This window comes from Methylophaga sp. UBA2496, from assembly GCF_002341635.1.
In the GTDB taxonomy this organism is placed as follows: domain Bacteria; phylum Pseudomonadota; class Gammaproteobacteria; order Nitrosococcales; family Methylophagaceae; genus Methylophaga.
Map to the genome: position 1 here is coordinate 538,004 of NZ_DDOK01000005.1, position 18,801 is coordinate 556,804.

The window sequence follows — 18,801 nt, forward strand, 5'->3', positions numbered from 1 at the left end:
TTCAAAAGAAAACTGCCATATTCTAAAAACTGTAAATTATATAACGAATCAGTCAGTAGTCATAAGACTACTGACTGATTCTATAGTTTATGCTGCAAAGTTTGCTGCAACAAAGTCCCAATTTACCAGTGTCCAGAATGATTCCAGGTATTTAGGACGGGCATTTCGGTAATCAATATAATAAGCATGTTCCCAAACATCACAAGTCAGCAAGGGGATTTGGCCAGCCGTCAGCGGACAACCCGCATTGCTTGTATTCACAATTTCAATGCTGCCATCCGCATTTTTTACCAGCCATGTCCAGCCGGAGCCGAAGTTAGTGGTAGCTGATTTAGTAAATTGTTCTTTGAACTCAGCAAAAGAACCAAACTTGGCATCAATTGCAGCGCCCAGGTCACCAGAAACAGCGTCTTTACCATTAGGTGTCAGACAGTTCCAGTAAAAAGTGTGATTCCAGACCTGTGCAGCATTATTGAAAACACCACCACTTGATTTAGTGATAATGGTTTCCAATGATTGACCTTCAAATTCGGTGCCAGGAACCAGATTATTCAGGTTATTAACATACGTTTGATGATGTTTACCATAATGATATTCAAGCGTCTCAGCAGAGATGTGCGGTTCCAGAGCATCTTTTGCATATGGAAGTGGTGGCAATTCAAAAGCCATAATAAATCTCCTTGATTGATAATAACCAACGTAAACACGTTAGTTTATGTGAGGGCATGTCTTATAGCAAGCTTTGACCAAGCTGAGATAACATGCCAAGTTCCAAACCCATCAGTACACCATCCTCCCGGCCCTGCTCGGCAGGATAGTACCCCCGGCGCACTGACATTTCATTAAACCCTGTCGACAGATAAAGTTGTTGAGCCCTGAAATTACTGGCTCGCACTTCTAACACGACAATTACAGCAGACTGTTCCACAGCAACATCAATTATATGACTCAGGATCTTTCTGCCATAACCATTTCCCTGATGAGCGGGGGTTACACAAATATTCAGTAAATGCACTTCATCCAGCACCGATTGTACAACGCTGTACCCAATCAACTCATCATCAGCTGAATAAAGAAAGGTTCGGTAACCGCTTTTCAGGCAATCTTCGAAATTGCCTTTTGTCCAGGGAAAACGGTTTGCCAGCTTTTCAATATGAAAAACTTTATCAATGTCCGCCAATTGCATTTGACTAACCGCTAACTCAGTCAAGATGCGCGGCCCTTAAGTTCCGTAATTTTAGTACAACCTGCCACATTTCAAATTTACGTTGAGGCTGATCCAGTAAATCTCGCAAACAGGGGCCAGTCAATGTTAGTAAACCATGACCAATTTGCTGACAGCTTAACGAATTATGAGGCTGAACATTAAGTTTTCTCGACCATTGTTCACCTAAAACCAGAACGACAGTTTTGTCCGCAGAACACTTTGCCAATAATGTGGCTTGCTGCGGATTAATCACCAGTACATCGCCAAGTCCGACATCGATACTGGCGAAGATCGCTTTTAATAACCGTTTTTCTGCCGTTGTGACTGACTCATCCGCGATGACCAACCAGTTTTTTTGAAAATCAAGTTGGCTGACAATATCATTATCACTACTCAACGCAGCCGAAATACTAACATCGTCCTGACGCTGTACCCAGACAGGGATACCCATCTCATTCAAGGCAAACTGTTGTGCGGCAGATAATTGCATCAGACTTGCGGGTGCGCCCGATCAGCCGGCAGCAACATTTTATTCAGTGCATGGATATAAGCTTTTGCCGAGGCAATCACGATATCAGTATCGGTACCCTGCCCACTGACAATTCGTCCCCCTTTTTCCAGTCTGACACTGACTTCACCCTGAGAGTCTGTACCGCTGGTGATATTATTTACTGAATACAGCTGTAACTCAGTATTGCTCTGCACCATTGATTCTATGGCTTTAAAAGCGGCATCAACCGGTCCGCTGCCACTCATTTCAGTTTTGACTTCCTTATCATCAACTGCCAGGGTCACGCTGGCAACGGGTATTTCACCCGTCTCACTGCATACGCGCATCGAAATCAAACGTACACGCTCGTTATCTTCAGTTAATGTATCACTGACAAGTGCCTGAATATCCTCATCAAAAACTTCATGCTTTTTATCGGCGAGCTCTTTAAACCGGGTAAAGGCACTGTTTAAATCTTCCTCTGACTCCAGTTCAATTCCTAATTCTTTCAACCGTGAACGAAAGGCATTTCGTCCAGAATGTTTACCGAGCACCATTCGATTCGTATTCCAGCCCACGTCTTCAGCACGCATAATCTCATAGGTTTCGCGGTTTTTCAGTACCCCATCCTGATGAATACCGGACTCATGCGCAAAGGCATTCGCACCAACGATAGCTTTATTTGGTTGTACGACAAATCCGGTTACACCAGAGACTAAGCGGGATGCGGCCAGTATTTGCGTCGTGTTTAAACGGGTATCGCAATCAAACATATCCTGGCGGGTACGTACTGCCATAACCACTTCTTCCAGAGAAGCATTACCTGCGCGTTCACCAAGTCCATTAATAGTACATTCCACCTGACGCGCACCATTCATCACTGCGGATAAGGAATTAGCTACCGCCAACCCTAAGTCATTATGACAATGCACCGAGAAAATGGCTTTGTCCGAATTTGGAATGCGCTCACGCAGATTTTTGATTAACTCACCAAATTGTTGTGGCAAGTTATAGCCCACCGTATCCGGAATATTTAAGGTTTTGGCACCGGCATCAATGACCGCCTCAAGCACCCGGCAAAGGAAGTCAAGATCACTTCGGCCAGCATCTTCAGGAGAAAACTCAACATCATCTGTATACAGGCGCGCACGTTTAACCGCCTTAACAGCATTTTCAATCACCTCATCGGGCTGCATCCGCAATTTCATCTGCATATGAATTGGCGAGGTCGCAATAAACGTATGAATGCGTGATGCATTAGCTGATTTAAGCGCTTCGCCGGCACGATCAATATCTTTGTCCAACGCCCGCGCAAGACCACAGACACGGCTGTCTTTAACGGCCTTGGCAACAGCTTGTACGGATTCAAAATCACCAATACTGGCAATGGGAAAGCCGGCTTCAATAATATCCACGCGCATACGCTCAAGGGACTTGGCAATTCGTACCTTTTCGTCTTTGGTCATTGACGCGCCAGGACTCTGCTCACCATCACGCAAGGTTGTATCAAAAATGATTAGTTGGTCTTTCATCTCGCTCGCTCCGAACATTCTGCTCATCACTGAGCAAGTATTTATTGTCATTATAATTAGGATAGGTAAGGGCTACAGAAGATTTTTCAATAAATTTTTATTCTGTAAAGTCCATACCCATTATCAAGCTATTCTGAGTAACAGTACGTCCTCAGTATCTTGTTAATTTTATTTTGATTGTGCGCGTTCGTTGCGATGTTTCCGAAGCTGTACCAGAGTTAATACTGGGCCTGAAATCGCATACAACAGGAAGGCAGTAAATAAAACGATTGGCGGATCAGTAGCAATAAGCGCAAAAACCAGGACTAACCCCAACATCACCATGAAAGGTACCTTGCCCCGCAAGTTAAGTTCTTTAAAACTATGATAGCGAACAGTACTGACCATCAGAATAGCCGTAGCAAAGGTCAATGGCACCCCTACAAATGACAGTAATGCCGGATCCAGTTGATTATTATGTCCTACCCACACCCAACCAGCGATACAGGCTGCTGCCGCGGGACTTGGAAGTCCTTGAAAGTAACGTTTATCAGCAATACCCACCTGAGTATTAAAACGTGCCAGTCGCAATGCACCACAAGCCGCATATATAAATGCCACCATCCAGCCAAATTTACCCAGACCGTTCAAGGCCCATTCAAACATAACTAATGCGGGCGCCAAACCAAAGGCAACCATGTCTGCAAGACTATCGTATTCAGCACCAAAAGCACTTTGGGTATTGGTTAAACGAGCAATACGCCCATCCAGGCCATCCATAATCATCGCAACAAAGATCGCTACTGCTGCAGTGGTAAAGTCGCCTCTTATGGCAGCAACAATAGCGTAGAAACCGGCAAACAGGCAGGCTGTGGTAAATAAATTCGGTAACAGATATATGCCACGTTTTTGTTGTTCTTCATGATTAACCATAAATTTCCTGTATTCAGAGAAGAAGTGATTGCATTATGACATCCGCACCTTCATAAACAAAACAAGGGCAGGTTGCCAAGCAACCTGCCCTTGTCAGGGACAACCAAAAAAAGTTTTTAGTTTTTAGACTTATCAACGATTTTTTGAATCCACGGCATCATTTCACGCAGTTTTGCACCGGTTTTTTCAATTGGATGTTCTGCATTCAATCGACGCATTGCCGTCATTTCAGGATAACCTGACTGACCTTCCTGAATAAACTGCTTGGCATACTTGCCTTCCTGAATGTTTTTCAACGCTTCACGCATTGCCCATCGACTTTCTTCATTAATGACTTTAGGGCCAGTAACATATTCGCCATATTCGGCATTGTTGGAAATCGAATAATTCATGTTGGCAATACCGCCTTCATACATCAAGTCAACAATCAGTTTCAATTCATGCAAACATTCAAAATAAGCCATTTCCGGCTCATAGCCAGCTTCAACCAATGTTTCGAAACCGGCTTTAACCAATTCAACTGCACCACCACATAACACCGCTTGTTCACCAAACAGATCCGTTTCAGTTTCATCACGGAAAGTGGTTTCGATAATACCTGTACGGCCACCACCAATGGCTGAGGCATAGGATAAAGCAATGGCTTTGGCTTTGCCGGAAGCATCCTGTTCGATAGCGATCAAATCAGGAATACCACCACCACGGGTAAATTCACTGCGAACAGTATGACCAGGTGCTTTAGGCGCAATCATGATGACGTCCAAATCCTTGCGTGGCAGGATTTGGTTATAAACAATTGCAAAACCATGAGCAAAAGCCAGAACAGCACCTTGCTTCAGATTCGGTTCGATTTCATCTTTATATAAAGATGATTGGAATTCATCCGGCGTTAACACCATGATCAGATCCGCTTGCTTGACAGCAGATGCGGTATCAGCAACTTTCAGCCCAGCGCCTTCAGCTTTGGCAATCGAAGATGATCCGGAACGCAATGCAACTGTCACATCCACACCGGAATCCTTCAGGTTACAGGCGTGAGCATGGCCCTGTGAGCCATAGCCGATAATGGTGACTTTCATGCCACGAATAAGCGACAGGTCACAATCTTTATCGTAATAAATATTCAAACTCATTATTAATTCCTTCGTTTTTAAATCAATTCAATTGCAGGCATTTTTCGCCACGGGCAATCCCGGAAACACCGCTGCGTACAGTTTCAAGTATTTTATGTTCGGACAGTGCTTCGATAAACGAATCCAGTTTGCTTCCGGCACCGGTCAGTTCAATCGTGTAGGTTGATGCCGTCACATCAATAATATGTCCACGGAAAATATCCGCCAGACGTTTGACGTCATCACGTTGGTCCATGGTGGCTGCTTTGACCTTAATCAACATCATTTCACGTTCGATGTGCGGTCCGTCAGACAATTCCATAAGCTTGACCACATCAACCAACTTATTCAGCTGTTTGGTGATCTGTTCAATAATCCGGTCGGTTCCGGTTGTCACAATTGTCATACGGGACAAGGACGCATCTTCAGTCGGAGCAACGGTTAACGACTCAATATTATAACCACGCGCAGAAAATAAACCTGCAACACGTGATAAAGCACCGGCTTCGTTTTCAATCAAAATCGAAATGATATGACGCATTATGACAGCTCCCGTTCTGGATCCTGGGGTAAATCGCAGTAAGGCGACATGTGCATTTCATTGTGGGCTTTGCCCTGTGCAATCATCGGATACACATTTTCGGTTTGATCAGTGACTATATCCAGAAATACCAGTCGATCTTTCAGCGCAAAGGCCTCTTCCAGTTTAGGACGCAAATCTTCTACTCGTTCGATACGAATACCAACATGACCATAACTTTCGGCTAATTTGACGAAATCAGGTAACGATTCCATATAAGAATGCGAATAACGGTTCTGATAGAAAAATTCCTGCCACTGACGCACCATGCCTAGGTAACGATTATTCAATGCAACAATTTTAACCGGCAAACCATATTGCAGACAGGTAGACAGCTCCTGAATACACATCTGGATACTGCCTTCGCCAGTAATACAAATCACTGTCTCTTCAGGGAATGCCAATTGAACACCCATTGCGGCGGGTAAACCAAAACCCATGGTTCCTAAACCGCCCGAATTAATCCAGCGATTCGGTTTGCTGAAACCATAGTATTGGGCCGCCCACATCTGATGCTGTCCAACATCTGATGTTACATAAGCATCGCCTCTGGTGATCTCATGAATCATTTCAACTACTGCCTGAGGCTTGATCTGGTCGCTACTTCGATCATAAGACATACATCTTTTGGCACGCCATCCATCAATAACAGCCCACCACTCCGCCAAGGCTGCTTGATCCGGCTGTGTTTTGCTTACTTCCAGCAAATGATTCATATCAGCCAGAACATCTCCAACATTGCCAACAATCGGAACGTCTACTGAAATAGTTTTGGAGATCGAAGACGGATCAATATCGATATGAATAATCTTGGCGTGTGGACAGAATTCTGCAATTTTGCCGGTAACGCGATCATCAAAACGCGCACCAATGGCAATCAGCACATCACAATCGTGCATCGCCATATTGGCTTCATAGGTTCCGTGCATGCCCAACATACCGAGAAACTGTTTATCATCCCATGGTATTGAGCCTAACCCCATCAGTGTTGAGGTAACCGGATACCCTAAAGTATTGACAAAAGTCCGTAGCTGTTCAGCGGCATTGCCTAACACTACCCCCCCTCCGGTATAAACCATTGGTTTTTTGGCAGTCAGCAATAACTCCACTGCACGCTTAATCTGACCCGGATGGCCTTTGGTAATGGGTTGATAAGAGCGCATATGAACACTCTCGGGATAAACATAAGGAATCTTGATGTTCGGATCCGTAATGTCTTTCGGAACATCAACCACAACCGGACCGGGACGACCTGTAGTTGCTACATAAAAAGCTTTTTTGATGGTCTCCGCCAGATCGTTAATATCTTTAACTAAAAAGTTATGTTTAACGCATGGACGTGTAATACCAACGGAATCCACTTCCTGGAAAGCATCACTGCCGATGTTGGCCGTGGCTACCTGACCAGTAATAACCACCATTGGAATGGAGTCCATATAAGCAGTAGCAATACCGGTAACCGCATTTGTGGCACCAGGACCTGAAGTTACCAGCACCACACCGGGCTTACCGGTAGCGCGCGCATAACCATCTGCAGCATGAGTCGCTGCCTGTTCATGGCGCACAAGGATATGCTTGACCTCTTCCTGGTTATACAGCGCATCATAAATATGCAGCACTGCACCACCCGGATAGCCAAACAAATACTCAACCCCTTCGTCTTTTAGACAATGGACCAGAATCTCGGCACCGCTTAATTCCACGTCTTCCTCTCTCGTATCGCTAACGCGATCTGCTTCAAAATATCAAACGGGTAAAGTTACTGTGAATGCCCGTCAAGGTCAAGAAAAACCACCTTCTGATGCTACCTTTCTATTCAACGCAAAACAATTTTTCAGCAGCAAAAGTAAATAGCTATGGCATAATTTGCTGTATGACAAAACAAGCAATGAACACGATTACGATTACTCAGCCTGACGACTGGCATCTTCACTTGCGCGATAATAAAGCATTACAACGCACCGTTGCCGATACAGCAAGATGTTTTAATCGGGCCATCGTCATGCCCAATCTGCGTCCACCGGTCACCAATGTGGAACAGGCCGCTGCCTATAGAAAGCGAATCCTTGATGCCCGGCCAGCAGCGTCTGACTTTGAACCATTAATGACCTTGTATCTGACTGATAATACTCAGCCTCAGGATATTGTCGAGGCTAAACAAGCTGGTTTTATCAAAGCAGTGAAACTTTACCCTGCTGGCGCGACAACCAACTCAGATGCTGGCGTAACCAATATCAGCAACTGTTATAAAACACTGGAAACCATGCAGCAGGCTGGCATGCCTTTATTGCTGCATGGAGAAGTCACGCACAGTCAAACCGACATCTTTGATCGTGAAAAAGTTTTTATCGATGAAAAGCTGATTCCGTTATTACGTGACTTTCCGGAACTGAAAATTGTTTTTGAACATATAACGACAAAAGATGCGGCTGATTTCGTTGCCCAGGCCAGTAATTTTGTGGCCGCGACCATTACACCTCATCATTTGCTGCTAAATCGTAACGATATGCTGGTAGGCGGAATCCGACCCCATCATTTCTGCTTGCCTGTACTCAAGCGCAATACCCATCAGAAAGCATTGATTGTCGCAGCCACCAGCAGCAATCCAAAATTCTTCCTGGGAACCGATAGTGCGCCTCATACCCGCAACAGCAAGGAAAACGCATGCGGTTGTGCCGGAATTTACAGCGCACATGCAGCTATCGAACTGTATGCTGAAGTATTTGATACGCACGAATGTTTAGACAAACTGGAAGGTTTTGCCAGCTTCTATGGAGCAGACTTTTATGGACTGCCCAGAAACACCCGGCAAATCACGTTGCAAAAAGCGGATTGGCAGGTTCCCGACACGTTGGAATTTGCTGATGAGACATTGGTACCCATGCGTGCAGGTGAAAGTATTCGCTGGAAGCTCATTTAAAAAATCCCGGCCCTGTTACAGGCCGGGATTATTGATTTTAAACCGCAGAAAAAGCTTGTTCCAAATCTCCGAGAATATCATTGATATGCTCGATACCAATACACAGTCGAAGCATTTCGGGGGTCACTCCAGCTGCTTTGAGTTCGGCTTCTTCCAGCTGACGATGTGTGGTCGAAGCAGGATGACAGGCCAGTGACTTGGTATCACCAATATTCACCAGGCGTTTAACTAACTTCAACGCATCATAGAATTTAACGCCGTTATCAAAGCCACCTTTAATGCCAAAGGTCAGGATAGAGGACGGTTTCCCATTAAAGTATTTTTGAGCCAAATCGAAATATTTGTCCCCTTCCAGTCCAGCATAGTTCACCCACTCAACCTTGGGATGCTGCTGTAGATATTTTGCGACTGCAATGGCATTTTCACAGTGCCGTTCCATACGCAACGATAAGGTTTCGATACCCTGCAATAATAAAAAGGCATTCATTGGCGATAAAGCAGAACCGGTATTACGTAATGGCACTGTCCGCGCCCTGGCAATAAAAGCTGCTTCTGCAAACTGCTCGGTATAGACCACGCCGTGATAGGCCGGTTCGGGTTGATTCAAAACCGGAAATCTTTCTTTATGTTCGGCCCAGGGGAACTTGCCGGAATCGACAATAATGCCACCCAATGTTGTGCCATGACCGCCCATATATTTAGTCAGCGAATGCACCACAATATCAGCACCATATTCAATCGGATTGAGTAATACCGGCGTAGCCACGGTGTTATCCACTATCACCGGCACACCATGTTTGTGTGCCATCGTGGCAATTGGTTCAATATCAACAATATTGCCAGCAGGGTTACCGATTGATTCACAGAAAACCGCTTTGGTTTTTGCATCAATCAGCTTTTCCAGATCAGCTGCCTGATCGGTTTCAGCAAACCGTACATCAATCCCTAGTTTAGGCAGCATATGGGCAAATAACGTGTAGGTTCCACCATAAAGCTGCGGCGTGGTTACTATATTGTCGCCCGCTTCGGCAATCGTCAGGATGGCATAATGAATAGCAGCACTCCCTGCTGATGTTGCCAACGCTGCAAGACCGCCTTCCAGCGCTGCGACCCGCTTTTCCAATACATCCCATGTCGGGTTCATAATACGGCTATAGATATTGCCGGGAACATCGAGATTAAACAGATCAGCACCGTGCTGTGCATTATCAAATTCATAGGCAACGGTTTGATAAATTGGCACCGCGCAGGATTTTGTAACGGGATCAGTTTCATAACCTTCGTGAAGGCAAATAGTTTCTTTTTTCATAGTTTTCTCTCGCTGTTATTATTTTGGTGTCTGTAGAACAGTTTCCCCCTAGCTTTGTGGTGCATCTTCAGCCACAGCAGAGGCGGCTCTGAAAGATCAGCAGACCCTGATGTGAGTTTACGACGATAGGAATGAAATGCAATATCGCTTGAACTTTTATCGCTCTATCCCCATCTCAATCAGACAGCAATAAAAAAGATATCAAACCACACATTTCAGGAGATAAAACCATGAAAATATTAGTGGTACTGACTTCACATGATAAGCTCGGCAATACCGGCGAGAAAACCGGATTCTGGCTAGAAGAGTTAGCCGCACCCTATTACACTATGAAAGATGCCGGTGCTGAAATCGTACTTGCATCTCCACAAGGTGGACAACCACCGCTTGATCCTAAAAGTAATCAGCCTGATTTTCAAACAGACGCCACACGCCGTTTTGAAAATGATGCTGAAGCTAAAAACCAATTGGCTAACACGGTTAAATTAGCGGACGTTCATGCCGCAGATTATGATGCAGTGTTTTATCCAGGTGGACATGGTCCGTTATGGGATTTAACCGAGGATCAAAAGTCAATTGCACTGATTGAAAGTTTTGTACTGGCCAACAAACCAGTGGCGGCTGTGTGTCATGCACCCGCCGTATTATTAAATATTAAAACCATTGGTGACGATCCGTGGATCAAAGGTAAAAAGCTCACTGCATTTTCAAATAGTGAAGAAGATGCGGTAGGCTTATCAGAAGTTGTACCCTTTTTGCTGGAAGATGCCCTGAAACAACGTGGCGCTACTTTCAGCAAAGGTGATGACTGGACTCCATTCGTTATTACCGATGGCATACTTATTACAGGTCAAAACCCGGCTTCCTCCGAGGCTACGGCTAAAGCCCTGTTACAACAGCTGGCTTGAGAGTCAGCATCTATAAATCAATTACGGAACTATTATGGCTAGAGCAACCGCACGACACATTCTGGTAGACAGCGAAGAAATCTGTCTGGAACTGAAACGCGAAATTGAAGAAGGCGCAGATTTTGCCGCTGTCGCCAAAGAAAATTCTTCTTGCCCTTCCAGCCGCCAAGGTGGCGATTTGGGTGAGTTTGGGCCGGGCATGATGGTGCCGGAATTCGATAAAGTTGTGTTCTCCGCACCGGTAAACACCGTTCAGGGCCCGGTTAAAACACAATTTGGCTATCATTTGCTGGAAGTAACCAGCCGTACTGAATAAGTTAGCTGATACACCCCGAAAGCCCGGCTCCGCCGGGCTTTTTTATTCGGTTATTAATTGATAATCCGGTAAATGCGAGAGTAATTGTTTGCCGTAATTTTTAGTTAACAGCCGACGATCCAGAATAGTTATTTGTCCGGAATCAGTTTCTTTTCTTAACAATCGACCACAGGCCTGAATCAACTTCACGCTGACCGCCGGTAATGACAAGCTGATAAACGGCTGGCCGCCACGTTTGAGGATCCACTCTTGACGTGCCTGTTCAATCGGGCGGGTAAATACCGGAAATGGTAGTTTAGTAATGATGACATGGGTGCATAAATTGCCAGGTAAATCGACGCCTTCTGCAAACCGATCCATGCCAAAAATAATGCTGCCCCGCCCTGCTTCAATCCGCTGAATATGCTTGACGATCATATTTTTGGGTGACAGCTGATCACCTTGTAACAGAATCAAATTTTTCAAGGACAATGGCAATTGCTTATATACCTGCAACATCACCTGGCGTGAGGTGAATAGCACTAGCGTCGCCGCCTGAATATCAATAATTGATTTGAGTTGACTGACCACTTCCTGCTGCCACTGCGGCAGATTTTCATTGGGTAAATACTGCATCATCGGCAGTTTTAACACCGCCTGTTGCTGATATTTAAACGGTGAAGGCAACGCCAGAAAGTGTTTTTCATCGTAACGCTGTAAGCCACAGTCCGCCCGGAAACGCTGGAACAATCCCATGCCCCGTAAAGTGGCTGAGGTCATCACTACTCCATAGGCCCGCTGCCATAAACTGTGATCCAGAAAACCTGCGGCGGTCATTGGCCCGGCATGAACCACCAGGGTTTGCTGTTTGGCAAACTGTTCCTGTGCCAGCCAGCGCACATTGGGCGGGCGCTCGGCTTTATCCTCATCGAGAAACAGCGCCATAAAATCAATCAGATAACCAAAAATATTCTGTACCGTCCCTACCTGGGGTAACAGCGCTTCACCGACCTTATTACTTAACTGGGTTTTCTCCAGCCCTTCTTTAATCCATTTGCCAATCAAAGAAAAGTGTTTATAGATCGAATTGGCGCGCTGTAACAGGTTCTGGCAGGGAATAAACAAGGCATTGAGTAACGGACTGCCCCAGAAAATACGCGGCTCACTGATGCGTCCTTCCAGCATTTCATTTACTGTGGCATCACTGCCCAGAATATCCAGTAGCTGTTGCAACAGGCTGATAATAGCTGGTAAATCCTGACGAATTTCCTTGAACATATAACCAAAATCATGTTGCCGAAATGCCAGTGCGGTTGGCAGCTTTTTCATCAGACTGTCGGCGGTTTCAACCGTTTGATAAAGCTGGGCAAAGTTCAATGCTTTGGCGGCATGTCCCAGCGCCTTTTGTGGCAGATTATGAGCTTCATCAAACACCAGGATCAGCTCTTCAGGATTGGGTAACACCAGACCGCCGCCCAAATCAGCATCACTGAGTAATAAATCGTGATTGACCACCACAACCTGCGCTAACTGCATTTCCTTGCGCAGCAAATAATAGGGACAGCTCAAAAAATACCGGCAGCTCTTACCCGCACACCCTTCTGAATCAGTAGATACCTCATGCCAAAGAGCCGGATCAATGGCATCGGTACGGCTATCCCGATCACCATCCCAGCGATGTTCATCCCAATCCTGAAACAGATTTTTCGCCTGAGTTTGCATCAATACCTGCTGGTATTTCTGATCTACATCCAACGTCAAATCTTGCTGTTCCGGTGTGGTTGCCAGTTGAGCCAGTTTACTGGGGCACACATAACGGCGGCGGCCTTTGATCTGCATAAAGCGTATCGGTTGTGGCAAAGCCGCTGAAAACTGTGGCAGATCTTTCTGAATCAATTGTTGTTGCAGATTGACGGTTGCGGTACTGATAACCAGCAATTTTTTACTGTTCAAAGCAGTTTCGATTGCACCGCTGAGATAGGCCAGTGTTTTTCCGACCCCAGTTGGCGCTTCGACCACTGCCATTCGATTATGAGATTGTTGCAGTCGCTGATGAATAAAGCTGCTCATCTCAATTTGTTGCGGTCTGGCTTTAAAATCCGGCATCAACTTATTGATACTGGTAAATATTTCATCAAACACTTAACGTATTTCCACTCGGTTTTTCAGTGCCTTACCAGCCATAAAATCATCAATATTCTGCAAAGTTGTCTGCGCGATATGCTGCAATGCTTCTCGGGTGAAATAGGCCTGGTGTCCGGTGACCAGCACATTTGGCAAGGTCAATAAACGCTGGAATATGTCGTCCTGAATAATATCGGTGGAATGGTCTTCAAAAAACAAACTGCCTTCCTGTTCATACACATCTATTCCCAGATAGCCAATATGTAACGCTTTCAGGGCATCCAATACAGCGACTGTATCCAATAAAGCTCCGCGACTGGTATTAATCAGCATTACGCCCGGTTTGGTCAGCCTGAGACTGGCAGCATTAATAATATGATGCGTTGTATCATTTAATGGACAATGCAGGCTGATAATATCGCTTTGACCGAGCAAGCTGTCGAGTGTCACTACGTCAAAACCAGCTTTTTTAGCTGGTTCAGCATTATGCGGGTCATAAATCAAAACCTGACAACCAAATGCCCGTAAACGCTCAGCTACTAACAAGCCAATTTTACCGCCACCGATAATGCCCGCGGTTTTACCGAAGAAATCAAAACCCAGCAAACCATCCAGAGAAAAATTACCATCGCGAACGCGATTATAAGCCCGCGGTATCTTCCGACTTAATGCCAACATCAGCGCAATGGTATGTTCCGCGACAGCATAGGGTGAATAGGCTGGCACATTGACGACGGTTATACCAAGCTTATTAGCAGCCGTTAAATCCACCTGATTAATCCCGGCACAACGTAACGCAATTAAACGGGTACCGTTTTCTGCCAGGGTTTTCAGGGTTTCCGCCGATATATCGTCATTAACAAACGCACTGACCACTTCAACATCTTTGGCTAATGCTGCTGTCATTGGATTTAACGCCATTTCATAAAAACATAAAGATACGCGCTCATCGGCCATTCCCGTGAGATAGGCCTTATCATAGGGTTTTGCGCTGAATACCGCGACATGCGTTGGTTTCATTTGGAGCCTTTATCAGAAATGCAGTTTATTATTGGTCAGCTGAGCATCACTTTATCGAACAAATTTTATTATCGGAGACAGTCATGACGCCATCATCGGGAAACATTCGTGTTTTATGTTTAAACCCTGCGTTGGATGTGACTTACCATGTCAAAAAGTTAATCCCAGATCAAAAATCACGTTCCGATGCAGCCCGTCATGATCCTGGGGGTAATGGTATCAATATTGGCCGGGCTTTGTTTCGTATGCAGGCAGATGCAACAACGTACTGTGTTATTGCCGGTTCAGTTGGTGAGATTCTGCGAGACATGCTTGTTGAACAGCTACCCAATGTTATGTTTCATCCTGTCTCAGGACAGACACGCATTAACAGCACGATTATTGAGCTTGATACACAATCTCAATTTCAAATCACTGATGCTGGCACACCTGTCCCGGCAGCCCAGTTAAGTCAATTGGTGGAGAATTTTGCCGATGCCGTAGGAAATGGTTATGGCATTCTTACCGGGTCATGCCAACCCAATATACCTACCTCTCTGTATGCTGATTTAGTTAATAAAATCCAGCAACATGGCGGACGCGCTGTCGTTGACAGTCATTGTGAAATATTGCGTTTGGCAATTGAAGCGAAACCTTTTTTGATTAAACCCAATCTGTATGAACTGGAAACCCTGCTGCAAATAAAACTCAACACTATAGAAGCTATTGCCGAATGCGCCAGACAACTGCAACTGTCCGGGGTTACCCATGTCTGTGTCTCGTTAGGCGATCAAGGTGCTTTATTAGTCAGCCCGAAAAACAGTTTTTATGCGAAAGCGTTAGCGGTACCAGTGAATACTACCGTGGGTGCAGGTGATTCCATGGTGGCGGGTCTGGTGGCCGGGTTCAGTCTTGATGATCAGCCCGAAACGGCATTGCGCTATGGTATCGCCTGTGGAGCCGGTACCGTAATGCACGCCGGAACAGAATTATTTCAAGGTCATGAACTGGCCGATTTCCGACAGCAGGTGACGATTCACACACTGGATATTTAACTCGGCAAGATATTATCAACCAGCAATTGTAATGATTTTGTTTGCCGGAATTCATTCACATCCAGGCGATAATGCAAGCCAACTTTCTGGCCGATTTGCAGCCATTGTGGTGCTGTCTGACGAAACGCCATGGCCGTGATTTCACGTCCATCATCAAGTTTGATGGTTAGCCGAAGATGGTCCGATTGCTGACCGACATGACGATAATTCTGTAACACAAACTGGCCATGAAACTGTGGTTCCGGAAAAGCCTGTCCCCATGGCGCCAGAACCGGTAATTGCTCTGCCAGCTGCATGTTCATTTCCTGCGCCGATAATTCACCATCAGAATACAAAGCGCGTTCAAATACAGTGGGATCGGCTGCAAGCTGTACAGCGTCCCTGAATGCCTTTTCAAATAATGAAAAATCGTTCTGCTTTAATGTTAACCCTGCTGCCATCGCATGTCCGCCAAAGCGCAAAATTAAATCCGGATATTTAGCAGCGACATTAACCAGCACATCACGAATATGAACGCCTGTTATGGAGCGTGCCGAACCCTTGATTTCGCCAGGTTCGCCCGGTGCAAACACAATGACCGGCCGATGCAGTTTTTCTTTAATTCGAGAAGCTAGTAGCCCGATTACCCCTTGATGCCAGCTTTCTTCATATAAACAATAAGCAACTGCCTGACTGGTTTCATTAAGCTGAAGTTTTTCCAGCATCGCCAGAGCTTCCAGTTGCATGCCTTGTTCAACCGAGCGACGCTCAAGATTAATCTGATCCAGCAACTGAGCAGCTTGCTGAGCCATGGCAAAGTTATCTGTTACCAAAGTATCAATGCCCAGCCCCATATCTTCCATACGACCTGCGGCATTTAACCTTGGTGCGATGGCAAAGCCCAAATCCTGTGCAGATAATCGCTCAAGATCTTTACCGGCAATCTGTAATAAAGCACGAATCCCTGCACAGGCGCGTCCCTGCCGCATGCGTTTCAGACCCAGATCTACTAATGTGCGATTGAGCCTATCCAAAGGCACGACATCGGCGACGGTGCCTAATGCCACCAAATCCAGCAATTCCACCAGACGTGGTTCTGCCAGTTTTTGTAATTCAAACCAGTTAATATCACGTAATCCCTGCCGCAAACCGAGCAGCACATAAAACGCCACCCCAACACCGGCCAGCATTTTGCTGGGAAAGTTATCATCCGGTTGATTAGGATTAACGATGGCGTCGGCTTGTGGCAATTGTTCTGCCGCAAGATGATGATCAGTGATCAACACTTGCATACCACGTTGTTTGGCCAGAGCAACGCCATCCAGACTGGCAATCCCGTTATCCACAGTAATCAATAAATCCGGCTGGTTTTCAGCAGCAATTTCGCTTAATAACTCAGTGGTTAAACCATAACCGTGGACAAAGCGATTCGGCACAATAAAATCAATCTGTTGCAACCCCATCATGCGTAAACCACGCATCATCACGGCGCAGCTGGTAGCGCCATCGCTATCAAAATCCGCCACAATCATGACTCGCCATTGCTGCTGTAATGCCTGGATCAATAATGTTACGGCAGCTTCCATCCCCAACATTTCCGAGGGTTTTGGCAACTCAGCTAAATCAAAGGTTAATTCATCAGCCTTTTTGATACCGCGTGCGGCCATGATTTTGCGAATGCACTCTGGCCAGTCATTGGGTAAAGCGCTTAAATCTTCTGTTGTTCGTTGTTGAATGTTCATCGGATTACCACGGTTTCCAGACATCCCAGCAACGCCAGACATACTGGCCATGTTGCGGGATAATTAAACGTAATTGACGAATTTGATAACGACGTAATTTACGTAGCAAAGGCAAAATGTGCTGCGTTGTATTTTGCTCCAATCGTTGTGGCCAGTTACTTTGTAAATCCAGTTCAGGAAATACCAGTAACTGCTGACCCGTCATCGTGTTTTCAGATTTCCATTCAGTCATGGGTTGCAAGCTCGTTGAAGTCGCTGATGCAAGCGACTTTAATAACGCCGCGTCACCATAAAGCTGTTGCCAGGTATTTGCTTGTGGCTGCCAATCAGCCTTCCCCCAGAACCAGAGACTGTTGACCGGTAATTTGCCAGCGGACTGCCTTTGTTGATTAACCGGATGTTCAAATAACACCATCTGAATTTCATTACTTAACCGTAACCAATCGTTTTGTTCGGCCCCTTTCGGTAATGCTGATGCAACCGATTTACCAATTAAGGATGACATGGCTGTCAGATTAATGTCCGGCATAGTTTCTAACCAAATCGACCAGTGGTTCAGATCATTGGGCACCAGTTGAGCGTCGAAATCATTCAACAGTGGTTGGATGCTTTCTCTGAGCTGAGTGCCCTCTTCCATTGTTAAATCAGTGATGGGAAATAATAAAAGCCGATCACGATCAGCATGCAGATAACATGGATCAGCACACAGACTCAATTGGCCCGGGTTACGTAATTGCGCGGTGGGTAAATCAGGTCCTGAAAGCATGTTAGTGCTGAATAACTGGATAAGCTCATGTTCAAAGGAATTATCGCTGACTGTAAAGTTAGCTTTTTTAAATAATTTCTGTAGAGCTTCGGGCACTAAAGACTGATTGATTTCCTGCATTACAGTGGCTAAACCGGGCCATATAATCGTTACCGATGGCTTTTCAGCCATGGTGGATCACTTCCCGTACAAACGGAATGGTCAAACGACGCTGGGCCTGTAAAGACGCCTTATCAAGTCGCTGCAGGACCAGCATCAGCGATGGCATATCACGGCTGTAATGACGCAAAAGGTATTGAGCCACCTCTTCAGGCAGAATCAACCCCCGGCTCTGTGCATGGCTTATCAATGCCTGTTGTTTAAGCACATCAGTCATTGAAGGTAATTGGTAAATCAACCCTGTAGAAAGCCGGGAACGCAGATCTGGTAATTGAATAGCCAGTTGAGCCGGATTCTGGTCAGCACAAATCAATAATTTATGCTCATGTTCACGTAATTGATTAAAGCAATGGAACACTGCTTCCTCCCAGGCTGGCTCACCACAAATTGCCTGCAGATCATCCAGACAAACAACATCCGTTTGAAATAACGAAGCTAATACCTCTGGGTCTGCGGTATCAAGTAACTCCTGAAGGTTGATATAACTTACCTGACGTCCACGCTGTTGTAATTGTTCGGCAATCGCGAGATTTAAATGCGTTTTGCCAACGCCAGACTCTCCCCAAAGATAGAGAAAATCGGGTTTTCTTTCGCGGCAGAAAACGTCAACTACTGAGGCTAACTCATCGTTTTCAAATATAAAATTATCTATTCGAAAGATTTCCTGCGGCGTAAGGTGCAGTGTCAGCTGTATTTCTTGCTTCTTCATCGG

The 18,801-nt window shown here is 45.6% G+C and carries 18 protein-coding genes; 4 read left to right on the top strand and 14 right to left on the bottom strand.

Features of this window, described 5'->3' with window-relative positions:
* Positions 1-87 precede the first annotated feature (87 nt).
* The 8 genes from sodB to B2W60_RS09670 all read right to left on the bottom strand — a co-directional run bounded on the left by sodB (position 88) and on the right by B2W60_RS09670 (position 7,536).
* Positions 88-669: a superoxide dismutase [Fe] gene (gene sodB, locus B2W60_RS09635; protein ID WP_292359352.1), complete on the bottom strand. Its 582-nt coding sequence runs from the start codon at positions 667-669 to the stop codon at positions 88-90.
* Between the two features lie 61 nt (positions 670-730).
* Positions 731-1,186 carry a ribosomal protein S18-alanine N-acetyltransferase gene (rimI, locus tag B2W60_RS09640; protein WP_292359350.1) on the bottom strand — a complete coding sequence of 152 codons (456 nt, stop codon included), beginning with the start codon at positions 1,184-1,186 and terminating at the stop codon, positions 731-733.
* Positions 1,187-1,202: 16 nt separating this feature from the next.
* Positions 1,203-1,697, bottom strand: a complete 495-nt coding sequence (locus tag B2W60_RS09645; protein WP_292359348.1) for a DNA polymerase III subunit psi — start codon at positions 1,695-1,697, stop codon at positions 1,203-1,205.
* Entirely contained in the window at positions 1,697-3,229 is a 1,533-nt protein-coding gene (locus tag B2W60_RS09650; protein WP_292359346.1) for a 2-isopropylmalate synthase, read from the bottom strand. The genes B2W60_RS09645 and B2W60_RS09650 overlap by 1 nt, the downstream gene beginning before the upstream one ends.
* A 168-nt stretch (positions 3,230-3,397) precedes the next feature.
* On the bottom strand, positions 3,398-4,141 hold the full coding sequence (gene pssA, locus B2W60_RS09655) for a CDP-diacylglycerol--serine O-phosphatidyltransferase (protein WP_292359344.1): 744 nt from the start codon (positions 4,139-4,141) through the stop codon (positions 3,398-3,400).
* A 116-nt stretch (positions 4,142-4,257) separates the two neighbouring features.
* Positions 4,258-5,268 carry a ketol-acid reductoisomerase gene (ilvC, locus tag B2W60_RS09660; RefSeq protein WP_292360220.1) on the bottom strand — a complete coding sequence of 337 codons (1,011 nt, stop codon included), beginning with the start codon at positions 5,266-5,268 and terminating at the stop codon, positions 4,258-4,260.
* Between the two features lie 28 nt (positions 5,269-5,296).
* A complete protein-coding gene (gene ilvN / locus B2W60_RS09665; RefSeq protein WP_292359343.1) occupies positions 5,297-5,794 on the bottom strand; it encodes an acetolactate synthase small subunit in 498 nt (165 codons plus the stop codon).
* On the bottom strand, positions 5,794-7,536 hold the full coding sequence (locus B2W60_RS09670; protein ID WP_292359341.1) for an acetolactate synthase 3 large subunit: 1,743 nt from the start codon (positions 7,534-7,536) through the stop codon (positions 5,794-5,796). Before B2W60_RS09670 ends, ilvN begins: the two co-directional genes overlap by 1 nt.
* A gap of 170 nt (positions 7,537-7,706) precedes the next feature.
* On the opposite strand from B2W60_RS09670, the gene pyrC reads away from it, so the two are divergent.
* A complete protein-coding gene (gene pyrC, locus B2W60_RS09675; protein ID WP_292359339.1) occupies positions 7,707-8,753 on the top strand; it encodes a dihydroorotase in 1,047 nt (348 codons plus the stop codon).
* 37 nt (positions 8,754-8,790) lie between these two features.
* Here the strand turns inward: pyrC and B2W60_RS09680 are convergent, their stop codons facing one another.
* The gene (locus tag B2W60_RS09680; RefSeq protein ID WP_292359338.1) at positions 8,791-10,062 is read right to left on the bottom strand and encodes an O-acetylhomoserine aminocarboxypropyltransferase/cysteine synthase family protein; all 1,272 of its coding nucleotides are present in this window, start codon (positions 10,060-10,062) and stop codon (positions 8,791-8,793) included.
* Positions 10,063-10,292: 230 nt separating this feature from the next.
* On the opposite strand from B2W60_RS09680, the gene B2W60_RS09685 reads away from it, so the two are divergent.
* Positions 10,293-10,970, top strand: coding sequence for a type 1 glutamine amidotransferase domain-containing protein (locus B2W60_RS09685; protein ID WP_292359336.1), 678 nt, complete (start codon positions 10,293-10,295; stop codon positions 10,968-10,970).
* A gap of 34 nt (positions 10,971-11,004) precedes the next feature.
* Positions 11,005-11,286: a peptidylprolyl isomerase gene (locus tag B2W60_RS09690; RefSeq protein WP_069295382.1), complete on the top strand. Its 282-nt coding sequence runs from the start codon at positions 11,005-11,007 to the stop codon at positions 11,284-11,286.
* Between the two features lie 42 nt (positions 11,287-11,328).
* On the opposite strand, the gene dinG is transcribed toward B2W60_RS09690, so the two are convergent.
* Together dinG and B2W60_RS09700 are read right to left on the bottom strand one after the other, a co-directional pair.
* On the bottom strand, positions 11,329-13,407 hold the full coding sequence (gene dinG / locus B2W60_RS09695; protein WP_292359334.1) for an ATP-dependent DNA helicase DinG: 2,079 nt from the start codon (positions 13,405-13,407) through the stop codon (positions 11,329-11,331).
* Complete coding sequence (locus B2W60_RS09700) at positions 13,408-14,409, bottom strand: 2-hydroxyacid dehydrogenase (protein WP_292359332.1); 1,002 nt, start codon at positions 14,407-14,409, stop codon at positions 13,408-13,410. It abuts the gene before it with no gap.
* An 83-nt stretch (positions 14,410-14,492) separates the two neighbouring features.
* On the opposite strand from B2W60_RS09700, the gene B2W60_RS09705 reads away from it, so the two are divergent.
* On the top strand, positions 14,493-15,443 hold the full coding sequence (locus B2W60_RS09705; protein WP_292359330.1) for a 1-phosphofructokinase family hexose kinase: 951 nt from the start codon (positions 14,493-14,495) through the stop codon (positions 15,441-15,443).
* On the opposite strand, the gene recJ is transcribed toward B2W60_RS09705, so the two are convergent.
* The 3 genes from recJ to hda are packed head-to-tail and all read right to left on the bottom strand — an operon-like array spanning position 15,440 to position 18,798.
* The gene (recJ, locus tag B2W60_RS09710; protein WP_292359328.1) at positions 15,440-17,188 is read right to left on the bottom strand and encodes a single-stranded-DNA-specific exonuclease RecJ; all 1,749 of its coding nucleotides are present in this window, start codon (positions 17,186-17,188) and stop codon (positions 15,440-15,442) included. The two genes, B2W60_RS09705 and recJ, sit on opposite strands and share 4 nt — an antisense overlap.
* Positions 17,169-18,101: a hypothetical protein gene (locus B2W60_RS09715; protein WP_292359326.1), complete on the bottom strand. Its 933-nt coding sequence runs from the start codon at positions 18,099-18,101 to the stop codon at positions 17,169-17,171. The genes recJ and B2W60_RS09715 overlap by 20 nt, the downstream gene beginning before the upstream one ends.
* Entirely contained in the window at positions 18,094-18,798 is a 705-nt protein-coding gene (gene hda / locus B2W60_RS09720; protein ID WP_292359324.1) for a DnaA regulatory inactivator Hda, read from the bottom strand. The genes B2W60_RS09715 and hda overlap by 8 nt, the downstream gene beginning before the upstream one ends.
* Between the last annotated feature and the right edge of the window lie 3 nt (positions 18,799-18,801).

What these genes read in the sequence shown, in the direction of transcription:
- B2W60_RS09650 (WP_292359346.1), bottom strand. Translation starts at nt 3,229, where the DNA reads ATGAAAGACCAACTAATCATTTTTGATACAACCTTGCGTGATGGTGAG.
- hda (WP_292359324.1), bottom strand. Translation starts at nt 18,798, where the DNA reads ATGAAGAAGCAAGAAATACAGCTGACACTGCACCTTACGCCGCAGGAA.
- rimI (WP_292359350.1), bottom strand. Translation starts at nt 1,186, where the DNA reads ATGCAATTGGCGGACATTGATAAAGTTTTTCATATTGAAAAGCTGGCA.
- ilvN (WP_292359343.1), bottom strand. Translation starts at nt 5,794, where the DNA reads ATGCGTCATATCATTTCGATTTTGATTGAAAACGAAGCCGGTGCTTTA.
- sodB (WP_292359352.1), bottom strand. Translation starts at nt 669, where the DNA reads ATGGCTTTTGAATTGCCACCACTTCCATATGCAAAAGATGCTCTGGAA.
- recJ (WP_292359328.1), bottom strand. Translation starts at nt 17,188, where the DNA reads ATGTCTGGAAACCGTGGTAATCCGATGAACATTCAACAACGAACAACA.
- B2W60_RS09700 (WP_292359332.1), bottom strand. Translation starts at nt 14,409, where the DNA reads ATGAAACCAACGCATGTCGCGGTATTCAGCGCAAAACCCTATGATAAG.
- B2W60_RS09715 (WP_292359326.1), bottom strand. Translation starts at nt 18,101, where the DNA reads ATGGCTGAAAAGCCATCGGTAACGATTATATGGCCCGGTTTAGCCACT.
- pyrC (WP_292359339.1), top strand. Translation starts at nt 7,707, where the DNA reads ATGACAAAACAAGCAATGAACACGATTACGATTACTCAGCCTGACGAC.
- B2W60_RS09645 (WP_292359348.1), bottom strand. Translation starts at nt 1,697, where the DNA reads ATGCAATTATCTGCCGCACAACAGTTTGCCTTGAATGAGATGGGTATC.
- pssA (WP_292359344.1), bottom strand. Translation starts at nt 4,141, where the DNA reads ATGGTTAATCATGAAGAACAACAAAAACGTGGCATATATCTGTTACCG.
- B2W60_RS09680 (WP_292359338.1), bottom strand. Translation starts at nt 10,062, where the DNA reads ATGAAAAAAGAAACTATTTGCCTTCACGAAGGTTATGAAACTGATCCC.
- B2W60_RS09705 (WP_292359330.1), top strand. Translation starts at nt 14,493, where the DNA reads ATGACGCCATCATCGGGAAACATTCGTGTTTTATGTTTAAACCCTGCG.
- B2W60_RS09690 (WP_069295382.1), top strand. Translation starts at nt 11,005, where the DNA reads ATGGCTAGAGCAACCGCACGACACATTCTGGTAGACAGCGAAGAAATC.
- B2W60_RS09685 (WP_292359336.1), top strand. Translation starts at nt 10,293, where the DNA reads ATGAAAATATTAGTGGTACTGACTTCACATGATAAGCTCGGCAATACC.